Raw genomic sequence first — 16,919 nt, 5'->3', positions numbered from 1 at the left:
CGGCCTCGCCTTAGGATGCCCCGGTGACCGGATACGACGACGCGTTCGACCAGCTCGACACCTCGGCCCTGCCGCCGCGCCAGCAGCACATCCTGGCCACTATCGCGGACTGGGTGGTGCGCCACGGATATCCGCCCGGCACCCGGGAACTGGGCGAGGCGGTCGGGCTGCGCTCGAGCTCGTCGGTGTCCAAACATCTGAAGGCGCTGGAGGACAAGGGCTTCCTGCGCCGCGGCGAGACCATGACGCGGCCGGTCGACGTGCGGCTGTTCCTGCGGGCCACCGCGCCGCGCGAGCGCGACGAGGATGCGGTGACGGTGCCGGTGGTCGGCGATATCGCCGCGGGCACCCCGATCCTCGCCGCGGAGCACACCGACGATATGCTCACCCTGTCACGCCAGATGGTCGGGCGCGGAACGGTTTTCGCGCTGCGGGTGCGCGGCGACTCGATGATCGACGCGGCCATCTGCGACGGCGATATCGTGGTGGTGCGCCAACAGCACGAGGCGCACTCCGGTGACATCGTGGCCGCCATGATCGACGAGGAGGCCACGGTGAAGGTGTATCGCCGCCGCGGCGGCCACGTCTACCTCGAACCGCGCAATCCGGCCTACGCCGTCATCGACGGCGACCGGGCGGTGGTGCTGGGCAAGGTGGTCTCGGTGATGCGGCGGATGTGACGTCCGCAGCTAGCGCACGGTGAGGACCAGTTTGCCTGCGGTGCGGTTGGTTTCGCCGAGGGCGTGGGCCTTGGCCGCCTCGGCGAGGGGGAACACACCCGCGATCGTCGGGCGCAGCCGCCCGGCCTCGGCCAGATCCGCGAGCGCGGTCATACCCGCGTGATCGGCCTCGACCAGGAGCACCGCGGCGCGCACGCCGGCCGCGGCGTGCGCGGCCTCGGGTACCGGCAGCAACGAGACCACGACACCGCCGGGGCGTAGCGTGCGCAGGGAGCCGAGCGCGCTGTCGCCGCCGAGGGGATCGAGGACCACGTCGATATCGGTGACCGTGGCCGCGACATCGGTTGTGCGGTAATCGATCACCTCGTCCGCGCCGAGTTCGCGAAGCAGATCGTGATTGGGTGTGCTCGCGGTGCCGATGACATACGCGCCGTGGGCTTTGGCGATCTGTACGGCGAAGTGACCGACACCGCCCGCGGCGGCATGCACCAGAACCCGCTGTCCCGGTTGCAGATTCGCGGTGTCGATCAGCACCTGGCGGGCGGTCAGGGCGGCCAGTGGGGTGGCGGCGGCCTGAATGTGGTCGAAGTTCTTCGGCTTTCGGGTGAGGGCGCGGGCCGGGGCGACGACGTATTCGGCCGCCGCGCCGTGCCCGTGCGGATAGGGCAGCATGCCGAAGACCTCGTCGCCCGGCGCGAAGATGGTCACGCCGTAGCCGGTCGCGACCACCTCGCCGGAGACGTCCCAGCCCAGCGTGAACGGCGGCTTCAGCCCGGACAGGCCGCCGTACGCGCGGTGCTTCCAGTCGGTGGGGTTCAGACCGGTCGCGTGCACCCGGATCAGCAGCTCGCTCGGCCCGGGCCGGGGCACCGGCAGTTCGATCTCGTGCAGTACCTCGGGTCCGCCCAGGATGTCCTGGCTGATGGCGCGCATGGTGTCGGGGATGTCGTATTCGGTCATGACTTCAGCTTGCCGGGGATTCGCGGGCCCGAAAATGGCGGGATCGCCATAATTCGATAGGATCGTGCCATGACGAGTCCGGATCCTCATCGCGTGGTCGTGCTGGCGTTGGACGGGGTGTATCCGTTCGAACTGGGGATTGCGAACCGGGTGTTCGGCACGGCCGACGGCCACTACGAGGTGCTCACCTGTTCACTCGACGGCCGCCCGGTGCACAGTCAGGCGGATTTCACGATCGCCGTCGAGCATGACGCGTCGATCCTGGCGACCGCGCAGACCGTCGTCATCCCGCCGTGCGATGTCACGCCATATCTGAATGATGATCTGCCGCCGAATGTTTCGGCGGCGCTCGAGATGATCCCGGCGGGCACGCGGCTGGTATCGATCTGCACGGGCGCGGCCGTGCTGTGTGCGGCGGGGCTGCTCGACGATCGCCCGGCGACCACCCACTGGGATCTCAGCGACCTGTTCCGCCGCGCCTTTCCCCGGGTGCGCTTCGATCCCGGCGTGCTCTACATCGACGACGACGACATCCTCACCTCCGCGGGCGCCGCGGCCGGAATCGATCTGTGCCTGCATATGCTGCGCCGTGATCACGGCAGCGAACTGGCCAATGCGGTGGCGCGCCGCTGCGTGGTCCCGCCGTGGCGCGAGGGCGGCCAAGCCCAGTTCATCGAACAACCGGTGCCACCGCCGTCCGCGGCGGGAACCGCCACCGCGCGGCAGTGGGCGCTCGAACATCTGCACCTGCCGATCAGCATGGCCGAGCTGGCCGACCAGGCCCGCATGAGCGGACGCACCTTCGCCCGCCGCTTCCGCGACGAGGTCGGACTCAGCCCCGGCCGCTGGCTCATCCAGCAGCGTCTGTTCCGGGCCCGCGAACTGCTCGAGGCCACCGACCTCACCATCGACCGCATCGCCGCCGAGGTCGGTTTCGCCACCGGCGCCTCGCTGCGCCAGCATCTGCAGGAGGCGATCGGCGTCACCCCGCTGACCTACCGGCGCACCTTCCGCACAACGGTCGCCGCGGGGTAGCTCATCGGTCCCTGATCCAGCACATCTCCGTGCCCGAGTCCGACGGCGCGGACTTCTCGCGCGGCTGCGTCCGGTCGAGGCGGAATCCGAGCCGCCGGGGGACCGCGGCGCTGCGGAGATTGTTTACATCGCAATGGATTTCGACGCGGTCGATGCCCGGTAGTGCCAGGGCGAGTTCGGTCAGGGCGGCCGCCGCGCGCGTGATCACCCCGTGGCCGGTATGCGCGACATGGCACCAGTAGCCGAGTTCGATTGCGCCGCTGCCGAGTCTGTCTTGGAGATTGATGCCGCCGAGCACGGTGTCGTGGTGATCGAAGATGCCGTAGCGGTAGTCGCCGCTGGTGGTGGGCCAATGCTCGGCGTTGCGGCCGTAGACGCGTTGGCCGTCGAGCGTGGCGAGTTCGATGAGGCTGTCGCTCCACCAGGGGCGCAGATGGTCGAACGAGGCGGTGATCGCTTCCCAGCGCGGCCGGAGATCCTCCGGCTGCCATTGGCGAATCAGCAACTCGTCCAGGGTGATTCGGCGGGCCGGGGTGATGCCGGGCGCCAACGCCGCTGACCGTTCGGCTTGCATGGCATGATCGTGACCGTGAAAGTGCCCGGCAGGCAAGGCATTATCGTCAGGAGCCCTGGCGCTGGGCCCGCCGCCGGATCATCTCCTCGACCGCGCTCGGCAGGGTTGTCTCGAAGTCGATCAGCTTCGCCCAGGTCGGGGTGACGACGATGCGGACCATGCTCTCGTAGAGCGAACGCACCTCCGCCTCCCAGTTGATCCGTTGCTCGGGTGTCATCTCGTAGGTGCCGTTCATCTGGAGGTACTCCTGCGGGATGCCCTCGACGACATCCAGTTCGGCTCGGCCGCGGATGAGCAGGATCCGGGGCGGATGCACCTCGGTGTCGATCGTCAGGGCGACCGCCGGATTGTGGCGCAGGGCAGGCAGTTTCGGGGCGTTGGTGCTCGTGCACATCACTATCTGCGAGCCGTTCCAGGTGAAGCCGATCGGCACGGTGCGCGGGGTGCCGTCCTCGGCGACGTAGGCCAGGCGGGTCAGGTCGCGAGCCAGCAGTTCCCGGCTGATCGGCCGGTTCAGGATCTCGGTGATCTCGTTCGGTCGCACGGTCGTTCTCCTTGGTGCGGTCGGCCCATTGTGACCGTGTTCATCCCGGGGACGAAGCCGAATTCGGATTCTCGACATCCGCGGGAGAGATCGCCCCGTCGACGGCCTTCACGGCTGCCGGACGCGCAGTACGCCGGTCAGCATCGGGAGGGTGAATTCGCCGTGGGTGGTCTCCGGTCTGCTCGCGAGAAATGCGTGGATGCGGCCGAGCGTGGCCTGTCGTTCGGGTTCCGGCATGACCAGCACACCCGCCCGCGTCGCGAGTGTCGCGACGAGCGAGTCGGCGGTGCGGCGCTGCCCATGCGGGAACTCGGCCTGCTCCGGGGAGCCGAACCGAGCGATCAGGCCGGTGCCGGGACGGTGCAAGCCCGCCGTCGCGGCGCGCCAGCCGGTGGCCGTGTCCCGCGGGCCGATGGCCGCGCTTCCGCTGACCCGCTCGAGTCCGGCAACCCACTCGACCCGGTTGTCCATGACGTTCCACAAACCGGCCAGGATGCCGCCGGGTGCAAGCACTCTGGCTATCTCGGGCCCGGCGACGGCCATGTCGAACCAGTGCAGGGCGTTGTCGGCCAGCACGGCATCGACGGACGCGTCCGGCAGCGGTATCTTCTCGGCACTACCCGGCAGAGCGCGGGCGGCAGGCAGTACACGACGCAGCTCGGTCAGCATCGCAGGGTCGGGCTCGACCGCGATGACGTTGGCGCCCAGCGCAATCAGCGTGCCGGTCAGCTTGCCGGTTCCGGCCCCGAGATCCAGCACCCGCAGTCCGGGCGCGGACTCCAGCGCCCAGCGCACCGCGGCCGCCGCGTAGTCCGGGCGGTGCTCGGCGTAGGCGGGCGCCGCCGCACCGAACGATGACGAATGACGTTGCCGCACAGGGTCGTCCATACAGTCACACTATCCGTGCCGCGATGTGCCGATCAGAAGGTGCGTGAAACGCGACGCGAGATACTTCGGGGCAGCGGCGGATATTGTGCGATTGTGCCGACCGCGCGGTGACAACGCCGTAGAATAGATCTGCTGTTAACTCGAAATATGCGGTGGCAGTGGGTAATTCGAGGTATTTGCCCGATCGTGTACTGCGGGAAGGTGGACCACCATGGCAGGTAACGACAGCGATATCGCCAACGCCAACGGCTCGAAGACCGGATACGGCAATACGAGGACCGGAGGTGAGGAAAGCCCTCAGATGAGCTTGATCCAAGGCACGCTCAACAAGCCGTGCATCGGCGTCGGGAAGCTGGGCATACAGAGCGTTCTCGCGTTGATCAATGTCGGAGTTCAGGATGTTCCGGTCTTGTCCTCGGCTCAGCAGCAGCAATGCGCCGACAACTCGACCATCAATGACGGCGATGACCCGTTGAGTCATGTTCTCGACGAGATTCCCATTCTCTCGGGTAACGGATCGGCCAACGGGTGACGGACAAGGAGCCGAAGTCCATGGAAGCGTTCACTTCTCAAACGCGCATCCCGGTCTGGGTCGGCCACGGCCGCCGCAGCCCGGTCATCGCCCTGCTCCCTCCGGAGTCGGAGCACAAACATGTATCCGGCGGCCACGTCGTACTGCGTCACGTATCGGGCCATGTGCACCATTCATTGTCGAAGAGTGAGGCGAAATCCGCGGCCACGGAGGAGACCCATGTCCTGGGCCACAACGACAACGGGGAGGTGGTGGCCGCCGCGCTCCTGATTCCCACAGCATCGCCCGATCTGTCCAAGAGCGCCGCATGCTGTCTGGTCGACGCGACGCTGACCATCCCGAAATCGTCCGTGGTCGACAAGACCGCACCCACCGTCGCGGGCGCATGGAAACTGAGCCGGGGCACGCTGACCGTGCCTGCGATGACCTCCCCACCGTCATCCGAACACGAAATCCACATCACCACCGAGGTGGTGGCGATCATCGACAACGCGGGAGTGCCGATCGCTGCGGCCATCCCGCTCCACGCCATCGATGGAAAAGCGATAGACAGCTGGAGCTTCACCCGAGGCCATTACAGCGTCGCAGTCTGACGCAGACCCGGTCCGAGGTGCCGGATACGGTACTGAGCCAGCTGACAGGCCGCCACGAGGGATCTCCCAAGGACGGTGCATAGCGTTGCCGCCATGACACATTCGATGCCTTCGGGGTCCCGGTCCGGTTCGGCAACACGGGCACGCCGTCGCACCATCCTGCTGATCGGTGCCGTCGGTGGCGTAGTCGCCGCCGCGATGCTGACCGCTTGCAGTTCGTCCGGTAGCCCGAGTTCGGCACCTACATCGTCGGCCGCGCCCACCAGCTCAGCGCAGGCGTCGGCCGCGCCCGGCCCGCATCGGGGAAATGCGGTCTTCGGCACGATCGCCGCCGAGAACGGGAACACCTGGACGATCACCACACGTGACGGTGCCACCGAGACCGTGACGATCACATCGTCGACAACCTTCGGCAGCAACGACAAACCGGAAACCTCATCGGAATTCGCGGTCGGCACCCCGGTGATGATCGACGGGCAGGCGTCGGGAAACAGCATCACGGCGACCCGAATCGCACAGCCCCGCAACCGTTCCGGCAAACCGGCACCCAGCGCCACCGGCGCGCCGACGACCAACTGAGCGGCCCTTAGGGTTGTACATCAGTCGATTCGATCAAGCCTCGTAAACGCCCCTGTGTTCTGTCTCATATAGGTGTTTTGCCGGTAAGGCCTGTCGGGCTTCAGTGCGCCAGAGCTAGGTTCGTTATCGGCGCCGGTTGCCGCCGCCACCTGTGAGCAAGGGGGAAATGCCATGCAGGACAAGAGAATACGTCGAGTGGGAACGGGAATCATCGCGGTAGCGGTGGCCGCGATGGTGGGCACACTACCCGCGCCCACCGCCTCCGCGACCGTATGGGCCACGGATGCGAAACCGGGCGTCGGCGGTGACCCGGGGGTGTACACGGTGTCGGCCACCCTGGGTGGGAGCGGGGCCGATGATCAGAACGCGCAGATCTTCTTCTACGACAGGGTATGGGATAGCAAGAGCACCAACGTGATGAAGTCGGACATCCTCATCGGCGGCGGTCCGCAGCGGCCCAACGGTAACACCGCATCGGTGACCTGGTACCCCACGATGACGGGCACCCACGATCTGCTCATCGAGGAATGGACGGCAGCCCACGGGATGATCTCGTACGGTGGTCCCGGGGTCGATGTGAGCCAGCTGCCGAAGACGCCCGCTCCGATCGTGCCCGAACCGACCGGCGGCAGCCTGACGGACAAGCTCATCACCATGTCAGGGCTGGTTCACCATCCGAATGAGAGTGTCGCGCTGAGCGTGTCGACGGCCTCGGTACCGGCCGATGCCACGGTGCATATCACGGCGGGTGGCACCGATCTCGGCGTGGCCTCCATCGCCAACGGCATGGCGACGGCGCAGTACACGCCGACAAAGGTCGGGACGACCACACTGACGGCGGTATACGACGAGCCCGGTAAGCCGCGCGTGTGGTTCGCCGGGCAAACGTGGCTCGAGGTCACCAACCCGATCACCCCCGCCGTCGCGGACTGGCAGGCAGCCGGACATTACAACGCCGGGGATGTGGTGAACTACAACGGCGCGAAATACCGGTGTCTGCAGGCTCATACCGCCCAGGCCGACTGGACTCCCGACGCGACACCCGCACTCTGGCAGCGGATCTGAGCAGGGCGCGGTAGCCCCGTCATCGGCGGCACGCTGTCAGGGTGAACTCGGGTCGGCAGTCATTCCCGGATGACTTCGCGGGGAGATTTGTCCGGCCTGAGTCCTCGCCAGGAGGGGTGACGGAGTTTGCCGTCACCCGTCCACTCGGCGAACGACACCTCACCCACGATCTGTGGTTCGACCCAGACGGCGTCCGTCACGTCGGTGTCGACGGTGGGTGTTTCGCGTTGCAGCGGTTGGAGTTCGGCCCGGAGCCGATCGAGCATCGCGTGGGTGAAGCCGGTACCGACGTTGCCGATGTAGATCAGTTTCCCGGTATCGTCGTGGACGGCCATGAGCAGTGAGCCGATCCCACCCGCGCGGCGTCCGGATCCCGGACGCCAGCCGACGATCACGACCTCCTGGGTGGTGATGTTCTTGACCTTGATCCAGTGCGGGCCGCGCCGCCCGGGCAGGTACGGGCCGTCGATCCGCTTGGCGAGGATGCCCTCGAGCCGGAGTCGCCGGGATTCGGCGAGGGCGTCGGCGCCGCTGTCGGGCAGTCGGGACGGAACCTGCCAGTGCGGGCCGCGTAAGCCGAGTTGCTCGAGCAGTCGGCGTCGCTGCCGATAGGGCAGATCGATGAGCGATCGGTCGCCGATGTGGAGCAGATCGAAGATCATGTAGGTCACCGGGACGGACTTCGTCAGGGCCTGGATCGTCGCCGGGTTGCGCTGATGCATCCGCGGCTGCAATGCCTCGAACGAGGTTCGCCCATAGGCCGAGAAGGCGACGATCTCCCCGTCGACGACGAACGGGGGATCCGAGGGAGCCAGATCCGCCAATTCGGGCCAGGCGACGGTGATGTCCTTGTTGTTCCGCGACACCAGCCGCAGGTCATGGCCGATATAACCGATGGCTCGAATGCCGTCGAATTTGACCTCGTAGTTCCACGCGGAGTCGTCCTCGGGCAGCGTGCCCGCAGTCGCGTGCATCGGCGCGTACTGCGGCAGTCCCGTCACCCGCGTCTCGCCGCCATCGCCGGTTCCTCTCGCGAGAATCGAACATCGGTGGTCGATAACCGATCGGATAATACCGGCCGGTCCGATTATTAGCGGACGTCGCGGGCCTGCGGCGCGGCGAGTCCGGCACGATAGGCAACTCCCGGTGTCCGTGCGACGATGTGCACCGTGAGCAAACCTGCCGCGGAGCAGAATGTGCGGGATCTCGCGCGCTTGCGGCGCGTGCGTGATCGCATCGACCGCGAGTACGCACAGCCGCTGGACGTCGAGGCGCTCGCGCGGGACGCGTATATGTCGGCGGGACATCTCAGTCGCCAATTCAAGCTCGCCTACGGGGAATCGCCGTACTCCTATCTGATGACGCGGCGCATCGAGCGCGCGATGGCGCTGCTGCGGCGCGGCGATCTCACCGTCACCGAGGTGTGTTTCGCGGTCGGCTGCTCCTCGCTGGGCACCTTCTCCACGCGGTTCACCGAACTGGTCGGCGTATCGCCCAGCGTCTATCGCAAGGAGCAGGCGCAGTCGACGGAGGGAATGCCGTCGTGCGTGGCGAAACAGGTCACCAGACCGATCAGGAATCGAGAAGCGCAGGCAACCAAGCCGCAATTAGCCTGATCCTCATGGATATCAGCATCGCCGCCAGCTTCCTCCCGCAGAACGATCCGGACGCGGCCCGGACCTTCTATCGCGACACCCTCGGCTTCGAGATCCGCAAGGATGTGGGCTACAACGGGATGTACTGGATCACCGTGGGCCCGGCCGATCAGCCCGATACCGCCATCGTCCTGTATCCGCCCGCCGCGACGCCCGGCCTGACCGACGACGAGCGCCGCACCCTCACCGAGATGATGGCCAAGGGCACCTACGGCACCGTGGTGCTGGCCAGCAAGGACGTCGACGGCACCTTCGAACGGCTGCAGGCCGCCGACGCCGAGGTCGTCCAGGAACCGACCGATCAGCCTTACGGCGTGCGCGACTGCGCGTTCCGCGATCCCGCGGGCAACCTCATCCGCATCCAGCAACTGGGCTGAGCCATCCGGCCCGAGAACAGGGAGACCCGATGAGCAAGGTCGACAGCCACGATCTGATTCGCGTGCACGGCGCGCGCGAGAACAATCTCAAAGACATCAGCATCGAGATCCCGAAGCGCCGGCTGACCGTGTTCACCGGCGTCTCCGGCTCGGGCAAGAGCTCACTGGTCTTCGATACGATCGCCGCGGAATCGCAGCGGCTGATCAACGAGACCTACAGCGCCTTCGTGCAGGGCTTCATGCCCACGCTGGCCCGGCCCGAGGTCGATGTGCTCGAGGGGCTGACCACCGCGATCATCGTCGATCAGCAGCGCATGGGCGGTGACCTCCGCTCCACGGTCGGCACCGCCACCGACGCCAACGCGATGCTGCGAATCCTGTTCAGCCGCCTCGCGAAACCGCATATCGGCTCGCAGCGGGCCTACGCGTTCAACGTCGCCTCGGTCAGCGGCGGGGGCGCGGTCACCTTCGAGCGCGGCGGCCGCCAGGTGCGCGAGCGCCGCACCTTCACCGTCACCGGCGGCATGTGCTCGCGCTGCGAGGGCCGCGGCGCGGTCAACGATATCGACCTGACCCAGCTCTACGACGACACCAAATCCCTCAACGAGGGCGCGCTCACCATCCCTGGCTACAGCATGGACGGCTGGTTCGGCCGGATCTTCACCGGCTGCGGGTACTTCGATCCGGACAAGCCGATCAAGAAGTTCACCAAGCGCGAGCTGGACGATCTGCTCTACAAGGAACCGACCAAGATCAAGGTCGACGGCATCAACCTCACCTACGAGGGTCTGATCCCCAGGATCCGAAAGTCCATGCTGTCCAAGGACGTCGACGCGCTGCAGCCGCATATCCGCGCCTTCGTGGAGCGCGCGGTCACCTTCCAGATCTGTCCGGACTGCGATGGCACCCGCCTGAACGAGGGCGCCCGAACCTCGAAGATCAAGGGTAAGAGCATCGCCGACGCCTGCGCGATGCAGATCAGCGATCTCGCGGGGTGGGTCGGCGCACTGAAGGAACCCTCGGTGGCGCCGCTGCTCGACGCTCTGCGCCACACCCTCGACTCGTTCGTGGAGATCGGGCTGGGCTACCTGGCGCTGGAGCGGTCGGCGGGCACGCTCTCGGGCGGAGAGGCCCAGCGCGTCAAGATGATTCGCCACCTGGGCTCCGCACTGACCGATGTCACCTACGTCTTCGACGAGCCCACCGCGGGCCTGCATCCGCACGATATCGGGCGCATGAACGACCTGCTGCTCCGATTGCGCGACAAGGGCAATACGGTGCTGGTCGTCGAGCACAAACCGGAGACGATCGCGATCGCCGACCATATCGTCGATCTCGGTCCCGGCGCGGGCGCGGCGGGCGGCACGGTCTGCTTCGAGGGCACCGTGGCGGGCCTGCGGTCCAGCCGCACCATTACCGGCCGGCACTTCGACGACCGGGCCGCGCTCAAGACCGATGTGCGAAAGTCGAACGGCGCGGTGGAGATTCGCGGCGCGAACACCAACAACCTGCGCGATGTGGACGTCGACATCCCGCTCGGAGTGCTGGTCGTCGTCACCGGCGTCGCGGGCTCGGGCAAGAGTTCGCTGCTGCACGGCTCGATCCCGCCCGGCGATGTCGTCTCGGTCGACCAGACCCCGATCCGCGGTTCACGGCGCAGTAATCCGGCGACCTACACCGGACTGCTCGAGCCGATCCGCAAGGCGTTCGCGAAGGCCAACGGCGTGAAACCGGCTCTGTTCAGCGCCAATTCGGAGGGCGCCTGCCCGAACTGCAACGGCGCCGGTGTCATCTACACCGATCTGGCGATGATGGCCGGTGTGGCCAGCGTCTGTGAGGAGTGCGGCGGGAAGCGATTCGACGCGTCGGTGCTGAAGTACCGCCTCGGCGGGTGCGATATCAGCGAGGTGCTGGCGATGCCGGTGAGCGAGGCCGAGCGGTTCTTCGCCTCCGGCGCGGCGAAACTCCCCGCCGCGCATGCGATCCTGGAGCGGCTCGCCGAGGTCGGACTGGGCTATCTCACGATCGGGCAGCCGCTCACTACGCTGTCCGGCGGTGAACGGCAGCGGCTCAAGCTTGCCACGCATATGGCGGACAAGGGTGGTGTCTACGTGCTCGACGAGCCGACCACCGGGCTGCATCCGGCCGATGTCGAACAGCTGCTCGTCCTGCTGGATCGGCTGGTGGATTCCGGGAAGTCGGTGATCGTGATCGAACATCATCAGGCGGTGATGGCGCACGCCGACTGGATCATCGATCTGGGCCCGGGCGCGGGACACGACGGCGGCACGATCGTCTTCGAAGGCACGCCCGCCGATCTGGTCGCTGCGCGCTCCACCCTCACCGGCGAACATCTCGCCGCCTATGTCGGCGCCTGATCTCAGCGTTCGACCGAGTCGACCGGATTGTCGCAGCTGTCGGGCGGATCGACCTGCGAACAGGGCACGGGCGGGCGGGTGGGGCGATAGTTCGCGGGTACCCCGCCCGCGCGGGCCAGGGTCGCGAAGGCCTCGACCGCCTCGGTGGGGCGGCGCACCAGCTCGGGATCGTCGACGACGTTCACCGTGAACAGGCCGAAACGCGGTGCGTAGGAACCCCATTCGTAGTTGTCGGTGAGGCTCCAGTAGTTGTAGCCGATCACGTTCATGCCGTCGGCCTTGGCGCGCTGCAGCCAGTAGATCGTGTCGCGCAGATGATCGGCGCGCGAGTACTGGTCCGGGCGGGGCCGGTCGTTCTCGGTCGGCATGCCGTTCTCGACGACGTACAGCGGCTTGCCGGGAAACTGCCGGGCGTAGTGCCGCAGCGCGTAGTAGATGCCCTCGGTCTGCAGGGGCAGATTCCACATCCCGGGCGCACCCGCCGCGGTGGCGCCCTGCTGGGGACCCGGATCGGGGCCGAAGTAGTAGTCGATGCCGAGGAAGTCGAGCTTATCGCGCACCTTGTCGATGAAGGGCTGGTTGACCGAGGTCTCGGCGCCGGGCACGTAGCCGACATTGCTGGTGACCAGGGCCTTGGGCTGGATCCGGTGGATCTCGTCGTAGATGGCGTTATGCGCCTGGGCCATTCGATCCATGGCCGCGGGCCACTGCTCGTCGGTGATCGCGCCGATCCGGCGCTCGGTGCCCAGATAGGCGCCGGGCTCGTTGATCGTCACCCAGATCGGATTGCGGGAGGCGAAGTGCCCCACCACCTTCCGCGCGTTGGCCAGCCAGTCCTCGACCATGCCCTGCTGGCGCCAGCCGCCGCGATCAGCGGCCCAGCCCGGATAGACCCAATGGTCCAGGGTCAGCATCGGCGTCATGCCCGCGCCCTCGATGGCGTTGACGATCGCGTCGTAGACCGAGAACGCGCCATCGTCCCAGCGGTCCGGATTCGGCTGCACCCGAGCCCATTCGATGCTGATCCGGAACACCTTGGCACCCAGCCGGGCCGCGCGATCGATATCGGCGGTGTAGCGATCGAGGAATCGCACCGAATCGTGGTACGGCTCGACCGCGCCGGTGGCGATGTAGCGGGTCCAATTGCTGTCGGGGGCACGGCCTTCGGATTGGAAGCCCGAGGCCGCCACACCCCACAGGAACTGCTCGCCCAGCGACGGCAGCTCCGCCGCGGGTGCGGGCGCGGCGGCGGCGACCGGACCGGTCGCGACCAGGGCGGTCACCGCGGCCGCCGCGGCCAGCAGCCGCCGATGCAGGGACTGTCGCATTCAGCAACAGTAGCCAGGGAGTAGCTCGAAATCGTGTCGCGACCCGGCGTGTCGCGCGAGTCGCCTGGAGCATCGGAGCGATGCCGACAAGACAGCGAAAAGCGGACCGCGCGCGTCGACGGCCTCGGCGACGCGCGCGATCCGCTACTTCCGTACCGGCTCCTTTCGCATGGACCGATACGGAAGCCCTTCCCCTGGGCCGGCTTTCAGCAGTTACTCGGTGCGGGCCTGCCCGCGAACCGATCGGCGAGGTAGTCGATGGCACGCGGGGCGTTGAGCATTCCCGTGCCGTGGTCGGCGCCGGGCAGCATGTCCAGCTGCACCGGAGTTCCCGCATGGCAGTAGCGGCCCGCGACCTCGCGGACGAGCTGCGGGCTCACCACGTCGGAGGTGCCGTGCCACTGGTAGATCGGGGCCCGCGGCACGCCGTCGAAGGTCTCGAGGCTGTTGGCGTGGATGATGTGGACCTGGGTGGCGTTGACGTCGTCGGCGCTGCCGTTGAAGTAGTCGGTGAACTTCTTGTTGGCCGCGTCGGCGATGATCTCCTCGGTGCACGCGTTGGACATCTGGTTGCGCAACGCGAGGCCGGCCGGGTTCAGCCACTTGTCCAGCGCCATATCCTTCGGATACTCGCGCTCGAGTCCGACCGCGCCCGCGAAGCCCAGTCCGAACAGCGGATTGGGGGCGCCGTACGTGTCGAGGGCCAGCTTGCCGATGTTCTCCACCACGCCGCCCATGGCCACACCGACGATCGGCAGTTCGGGCGCGTAGTCCGGCGCCAACGCCGCCGCGAAGCCGGTCACCATGCCGCCGCCGGAGTAGCCGGCGAGGGCGACCGGGCTGTCGGCCAGGCCGATCTGCTTGAACCGCTTGATCGCTCGCGTGCTGTCGAGCACGAGCCGGCCGCCCATCTTGGCCGCACCGTAGGCGCTGTCCGGTCCGAGGTAGTCCGGCACGGTGACCGCCCAGCCGCGGGCCAGCAGCAGATTCAGCGCCACCGACTCCTTCACCTCACCGGTGAACAGGCCGTGCGAGGGCGCGCACTGCAGACCGAGCGCGTTGATGAACGGCTGATAGGACACCAGCGGCTGATTGTGCCCGCCGCCCAGCGGCAGGATCACCGTGGTCATCGCGGCGATCGGATCGCCTCCGGAGTCCGTCGATCGGTACAACAGTTGCCAGACCGTCGAGCCCGGGAACTGGACCGCGGGGATCTGGCGGCTGCGCACCACATCTCCGGGTCGGAAGTTCCCGATATCGGCCGGCGCCGCGTAGAACGGATCCGGGTCGGCGATCGGGTAGATCGCCGTCGCCTGAGCGGGGCTCGCCGTCGCCAGCGCCGCGGTGATCGCCGCCGCCGTGACGGCGAGGCGTACGGTCATCCGCCGCATCACCGCTCGCCATCGACGCCCTGAGCGAATTCCGGTCATCGTCACTCCTGCCACTTCTTGCCGTGTCGCAAACTGGGGAAAAGGGAAGCGGCGCGATTTTCGCGTCGCCCCGCGATAACTCGTGAAACTTTCTTGCATTTACCGTGGAACAAATATGCCGATCTCACGCGGCGGCCTGCACTTCCTCATCGGACCCGTGGGCGGCCAACAGCTTGGCGCGCTTACGCGGGAGAACATTGGCGCGCCCGAGATCGCCGTCGTAGTGCTCGAGCAGCCGGGCGTCCATGACGTGACGCCACACCGGCGGGAAGATCGCGAAGAGGATCATCGTCGCGTAACCCGCTGGCAATTGCGGAGATTCCTCGCTGCTCCGCAACGTCTGATACCGGCGACCCGGGTTGGCGTGATGGTCGCTGTGCCGCTGCAGATGGAACAGGAAGATGTTGGTCACCAGCCGATCGCTGTTCCAGCTGTCGCGCGGCGAGCAGCGCGCCCACCGGCCGTTGGGCCGGCGCTCGCGCTGCAGCCCGTAGTGCTCGATGTAGTTGACGGTCTCGAGCAGCGCCGCACCGAGCACCGCCTGCAGCAGCAGATACGGAAGGATGGTCCAACCCCACACGGCCAGCAGCGTACCGAACAACACGACGGTCATCGACCAGGCCTGCAGGACATGATTGTGAATGCTCCACCAGCCATGGTTCTTGCGCCGCAACCGATTCCGCTCCAGCTCGATGGCCGAGCGCAGACCGCCGAACACGCTGCGGGGCAGGAATTCGTAGAGCGATTCGCCGAACCGCGCGCTCGCCGGATCGTCGGGGGTGGCGACGCGTGCGTGATGGCCCTTGTTGTGCTCGACGAAGAAGTGTCCGTAACCCGATTGGGCCAGCGCGATTTTCGCCAGCCACTGCTCCGCATGCTCCACGCGGTGGCCGAGCTCGTGCGCGGCGTTGATGCCGATACCGCTGACGAAGCCGAGCGTGGCCGCCAGGCCGAGCTTGTCCACCAGGCTCAACTCGTTGCCGGCCCACATGGCACAGGCGATGAGCAGGCCGATCAGCTGAACCGGCAGGAACAGGAAGGTGCACCACCGGTAGTAGCGATCATTGGACAGCAGCTCGTAGTCCTCGTCGCGGGGGTTGTTGCCATCCTGCCCGACGACCCAGTCCAGCACGGGGATCACGATGAAGATGATGATCGGGCCGATCCACCAGAACACCGGCAGGCCGGTGTGTAACACCAACTGCGACGGCAGCAAGGCGCTGGCCGGCGCGATGAGTCCCAAAACCCACAGGTGACGCTTGGGGTCTGGGGAATTCGAGCGTTTGCTGAACGTTAGCATGCACATTCCCTCATATAGATACCCGAGACCCCTGGTTCACTGCCCGTTACGAACCTAGGGTCTGTTATCACGGCTAACGTATAGCCGTTTACGGGCGGAAATTCCACTCGGAACCGGCCATTTTTAGTAGCGCTAAACTGTTTTCAGTTGCCGTGAACGACGAGGCCGGTCTGTTCGGTGATCTGCCGAAATTGCAATGAGATCTACCCGTGATAGTGGTCACCGCCCCGCGCCCGGTCAGCGGGCCTCGAGGCGGCGATATGTCCGATTGCGTGGGGGTGGCCGGAGGTTTGCCGGTCGCTAATCCGCCGCGGCGACCGCGATGCGTGCCAGCAACTCCTCGATGTGAGTGCGGAAAAGGGTTGCCATGTCGATGTTCTCGGGGTCGAGCAGCCATTGCAGCTGCAACCCGTCCATCATCGCCATGATCTGCCGGGCCACCGCGACCGCGTCGATGCCGGGCCGGATCGTGCCGTCGGCGATGCCCGCGTCCAGTGCGCGGGTGATCCACGCTTCGAGATGCCGATAGCGCGCGACGGCCCAGTCGTGCGCGGGATGATCCGCCGCGACCGCCTCGGCGGTGACGACGGTGAACAGCCGGACCAGTCCGGGCACTTGTGTGTTGTGCTCGACCGCGCGCACGAGCTGATGCAGCGCGAGCGGGCCGCGCGGCTGCTCGTCGGTACCCAGGCGTTCGGCGTCGAGCCGATCGCGATACTCGAGTACCCCTGCCAGCAGCGCCGCCTTGCTGGGGAAGTGGTGCAGCAGCCCGGGCTGTGACAGCCCGCACCGATCGGCGATCTCCGCGATCGAGGCGCCGCGGAAGCCGTTGTCCGCGAAGGTCTTCAGCGCGACCTCGAGTATGCGCTCCTTGCGTGCGTCGCCGCGGTTCGGTGTGGACATGTCCGAATCCTATCGCGCGGAACCGCTCTACCTACCGAGTACTCGGTTAGTATGACGCTCGGGTACGTCGTCGTGCCCGCAGTCGCATGAGAGGTTCC

General features: G+C 66.9%; 18 protein-coding genes. 9 read left to right on the top strand and 9 right to left on the bottom strand.

The window, feature by feature from the left end:
- Positions 1–23 precede the first annotated feature (23 nt).
- Positions 24–680 carry a transcriptional repressor LexA gene (gene lexA / locus ACIA76_RS03880; RefSeq protein ID WP_397148166.1) on the top strand — a complete coding sequence of 219 codons (657 nt, stop codon included), beginning with the start codon at positions 24–26 and terminating at the stop codon, positions 678–680.
- A gap of 9 nt (positions 681–689) precedes the next feature.
- On the opposite strand, the gene ACIA76_RS03875 is transcribed toward lexA, so the two are convergent.
- On the bottom strand, positions 690–1,640 hold the full coding sequence (locus tag ACIA76_RS03875) for an NADP-dependent oxidoreductase (protein ID WP_397148164.1): 951 nt from the start codon (positions 1,638–1,640) through the stop codon (positions 690–692).
- 69 nt (positions 1,641–1,709) lie between these two features.
- Here ACIA76_RS03875 and ACIA76_RS03870 point away from each other — a divergent pair, with 69 nt between their 5' ends.
- Complete coding sequence (locus tag ACIA76_RS03870; protein WP_397148162.1) at positions 1,710–2,675, top strand: GlxA family transcriptional regulator; 966 nt, start codon at positions 1,710–1,712, stop codon at positions 2,673–2,675.
- A 1-nt stretch (position 2,676) separates the two neighbouring features.
- Here the strand turns inward: ACIA76_RS03870 and ACIA76_RS03865 are convergent, their stop codons facing one another.
- From ACIA76_RS03865 to ACIA76_RS03855, 3 genes are all read right to left on the bottom strand, one after another.
- Positions 2,677–3,249 carry a GNAT family N-acetyltransferase gene (locus ACIA76_RS03865; RefSeq protein ID WP_397148159.1) on the bottom strand — a complete coding sequence of 191 codons (573 nt, stop codon included), beginning with the start codon at positions 3,247–3,249 and terminating at the stop codon, positions 2,677–2,679.
- 46 nt (positions 3,250–3,295) lie between these two features.
- Entirely contained in the window at positions 3,296–3,793 is a 498-nt protein-coding gene (locus ACIA76_RS03860) for a pyridoxamine 5'-phosphate oxidase family protein (protein WP_397148157.1), read from the bottom strand.
- A 108-nt stretch (positions 3,794–3,901) separates the two neighbouring features.
- Positions 3,902–4,681, bottom strand: coding sequence for a class I SAM-dependent methyltransferase (locus ACIA76_RS03855; protein WP_397148155.1), 780 nt, complete (start codon positions 4,679–4,681; stop codon positions 3,902–3,904).
- Positions 4,682–4,892: 211 nt separating this feature from the next.
- Here ACIA76_RS03855 and ACIA76_RS03850 point away from each other — a divergent pair, with 211 nt between their 5' ends.
- The 4 genes from ACIA76_RS03850 to ACIA76_RS03835 all read left to right on the top strand — a co-directional run bounded on the left by ACIA76_RS03850 (position 4,893) and on the right by ACIA76_RS03835 (position 7,450).
- Entirely contained in the window at positions 4,893–5,213 is a 321-nt protein-coding gene (locus ACIA76_RS03850) for a rodlin (protein ID WP_397148153.1), read from the top strand.
- 20 nt (positions 5,214–5,233) lie between these two features.
- On the top strand, positions 5,234–5,806 hold the full coding sequence (locus ACIA76_RS03845) for a hypothetical protein (RefSeq protein ID WP_397148151.1): 573 nt from the start codon (positions 5,234–5,236) through the stop codon (positions 5,804–5,806).
- A gap of 93 nt (positions 5,807–5,899) precedes the next feature.
- Positions 5,900–6,385, top strand: a complete 486-nt coding sequence (locus ACIA76_RS03840) for a DUF5666 domain-containing protein (RefSeq protein WP_397148149.1) — start codon at positions 5,900–5,902, stop codon at positions 6,383–6,385.
- Between the two features lie 195 nt (positions 6,386–6,580).
- Positions 6,581–7,450, top strand: coding sequence for a carbohydrate-binding protein (locus tag ACIA76_RS03835; RefSeq protein WP_397148147.1), 870 nt, complete (start codon positions 6,581–6,583; stop codon positions 7,448–7,450).
- A gap of 59 nt (positions 7,451–7,509) precedes the next feature.
- Here ACIA76_RS03835 and ligD read toward each other — a convergent pair whose 3' ends face one another.
- Positions 7,510–8,451 (bottom strand): non-homologous end-joining DNA ligase, encoded by a 942-nt coding sequence (gene ligD / locus ACIA76_RS03830; RefSeq protein ID WP_397148144.1) that lies wholly within the window; start codon positions 8,449–8,451, stop codon positions 7,510–7,512.
- A 159-nt stretch (positions 8,452–8,610) separates the two neighbouring features.
- On the opposite strand from ligD, the gene ACIA76_RS03825 reads away from it, so the two are divergent.
- Genes ACIA76_RS03825 through ACIA76_RS03815 form a run of 3 tightly spaced genes read left to right on the top strand, consistent with a single transcriptional unit; the run spans position 8,611 to position 11,860 of the window.
- A complete protein-coding gene (locus tag ACIA76_RS03825) occupies positions 8,611–9,066 on the top strand; it encodes a helix-turn-helix transcriptional regulator (RefSeq protein ID WP_397148142.1) in 456 nt (151 codons plus the stop codon).
- A 5-nt stretch (positions 9,067–9,071) separates the two neighbouring features.
- Complete coding sequence (locus ACIA76_RS03820; RefSeq protein WP_397148140.1) at positions 9,072–9,482, top strand: VOC family protein; 411 nt, start codon at positions 9,072–9,074, stop codon at positions 9,480–9,482.
- Between the two features lie 29 nt (positions 9,483–9,511).
- Entirely contained in the window at positions 9,512–11,860 is a 2,349-nt protein-coding gene (locus tag ACIA76_RS03815; RefSeq protein ID WP_397148138.1) for an ATP-binding cassette domain-containing protein, read from the top strand.
- 2 nt (positions 11,861–11,862) lie between these two features.
- Here the strand turns inward: ACIA76_RS03815 and ACIA76_RS03810 are convergent, their stop codons facing one another.
- The 4 genes from ACIA76_RS03810 to ACIA76_RS03795 all read right to left on the bottom strand — a co-directional run bounded on the left by ACIA76_RS03810 (position 11,863) and on the right by ACIA76_RS03795 (position 16,821).
- Positions 11,863–13,188: a family 1 glycosylhydrolase gene (locus ACIA76_RS03810; protein ID WP_397148136.1), complete on the bottom strand. Its 1,326-nt coding sequence runs from the start codon at positions 13,186–13,188 to the stop codon at positions 11,863–11,865.
- Between the two features lie 206 nt (positions 13,189–13,394).
- Positions 13,395–14,570, bottom strand: a complete 1,176-nt coding sequence (locus ACIA76_RS03805; protein WP_397148134.1) for a lipase family protein — start codon at positions 14,568–14,570, stop codon at positions 13,395–13,397.
- 172 nt (positions 14,571–14,742) lie between these two features.
- Positions 14,743–15,918 (bottom strand): alkane 1-monooxygenase, encoded by a 1,176-nt coding sequence (locus ACIA76_RS03800; protein ID WP_397148132.1) that lies wholly within the window; start codon positions 15,916–15,918, stop codon positions 14,743–14,745.
- 300 nt (positions 15,919–16,218) lie between these two features.
- Entirely contained in the window at positions 16,219–16,821 is a 603-nt protein-coding gene (locus ACIA76_RS03795) for a TetR/AcrR family transcriptional regulator (RefSeq protein ID WP_397148130.1), read from the bottom strand.
- Positions 16,822–16,919 lie beyond the last annotated feature (98 nt).

The sequence above is a fragment of the Nocardia sp. NPDC051570 genome (assembly GCF_044454005.1).
Lineage (GTDB): Bacteria > Actinomycetota > Actinomycetes > Mycobacteriales > Mycobacteriaceae > Nocardia.
Note: the sequence above shows the minus strand (reverse complement) of the source record. Positions and strands in the feature narration are given on the sequence as shown.

Excerpts from the sequence above, each read along its gene's own strand:
- ACIA76_RS03875 (WP_397148164.1), bottom strand. The coding sequence starts at position 1,640 with ATGACCGAATACGACATCCCCGACACCATGCGCGCCATCAGCCAGGAC.
- ACIA76_RS03870 (WP_397148162.1), top strand. The coding sequence starts at position 1,710 with ATGACGAGTCCGGATCCTCATCGCGTGGTCGTGCTGGCGTTGGACGGG.
- ACIA76_RS03865 (WP_397148159.1), bottom strand. The coding sequence starts at position 3,249 with ATGCAAGCCGAACGGTCAGCGGCGTTGGCGCCCGGCATCACCCCGGCC.
- ACIA76_RS03855 (WP_397148155.1), bottom strand. The coding sequence starts at position 4,681 with ATGGACGACCCTGTGCGGCAACGTCATTCGTCATCGTTCGGTGCGGCG.
- ACIA76_RS03850 (WP_397148153.1), top strand. The coding sequence starts at position 4,893 with ATGGCAGGTAACGACAGCGATATCGCCAACGCCAACGGCTCGAAGACC.
- ACIA76_RS03845 (WP_397148151.1), top strand. The coding sequence starts at position 5,234 with ATGGAAGCGTTCACTTCTCAAACGCGCATCCCGGTCTGGGTCGGCCAC.
- ACIA76_RS03840 (WP_397148149.1), top strand. The coding sequence starts at position 5,900 with ATGACACATTCGATGCCTTCGGGGTCCCGGTCCGGTTCGGCAACACGG.
- ACIA76_RS03825 (WP_397148142.1), top strand. The coding sequence starts at position 8,611 with ATGTGCACCGTGAGCAAACCTGCCGCGGAGCAGAATGTGCGGGATCTC.
- ACIA76_RS03820 (WP_397148140.1), top strand. The coding sequence starts at position 9,072 with ATGGATATCAGCATCGCCGCCAGCTTCCTCCCGCAGAACGATCCGGAC.
- ACIA76_RS03815 (WP_397148138.1), top strand. The coding sequence starts at position 9,512 with ATGAGCAAGGTCGACAGCCACGATCTGATTCGCGTGCACGGCGCGCGC.
- ACIA76_RS03810 (WP_397148136.1), bottom strand. The coding sequence starts at position 13,188 with ATGCGACAGTCCCTGCATCGGCGGCTGCTGGCCGCGGCGGCCGCGGTG.
- ACIA76_RS03805 (WP_397148134.1), bottom strand. The coding sequence starts at position 14,570 with ATGACCGTACGCCTCGCCGTCACGGCGGCGGCGATCACCGCGGCGCTG.
- ACIA76_RS03800 (WP_397148132.1), bottom strand. The coding sequence starts at position 15,918 with ATGCTAACGTTCAGCAAACGCTCGAATTCCCCAGACCCCAAGCGTCAC.
- ACIA76_RS03795 (WP_397148130.1), bottom strand. The coding sequence starts at position 16,821 with ATGTCCACACCGAACCGCGGCGACGCACGCAAGGAGCGCATACTCGAG.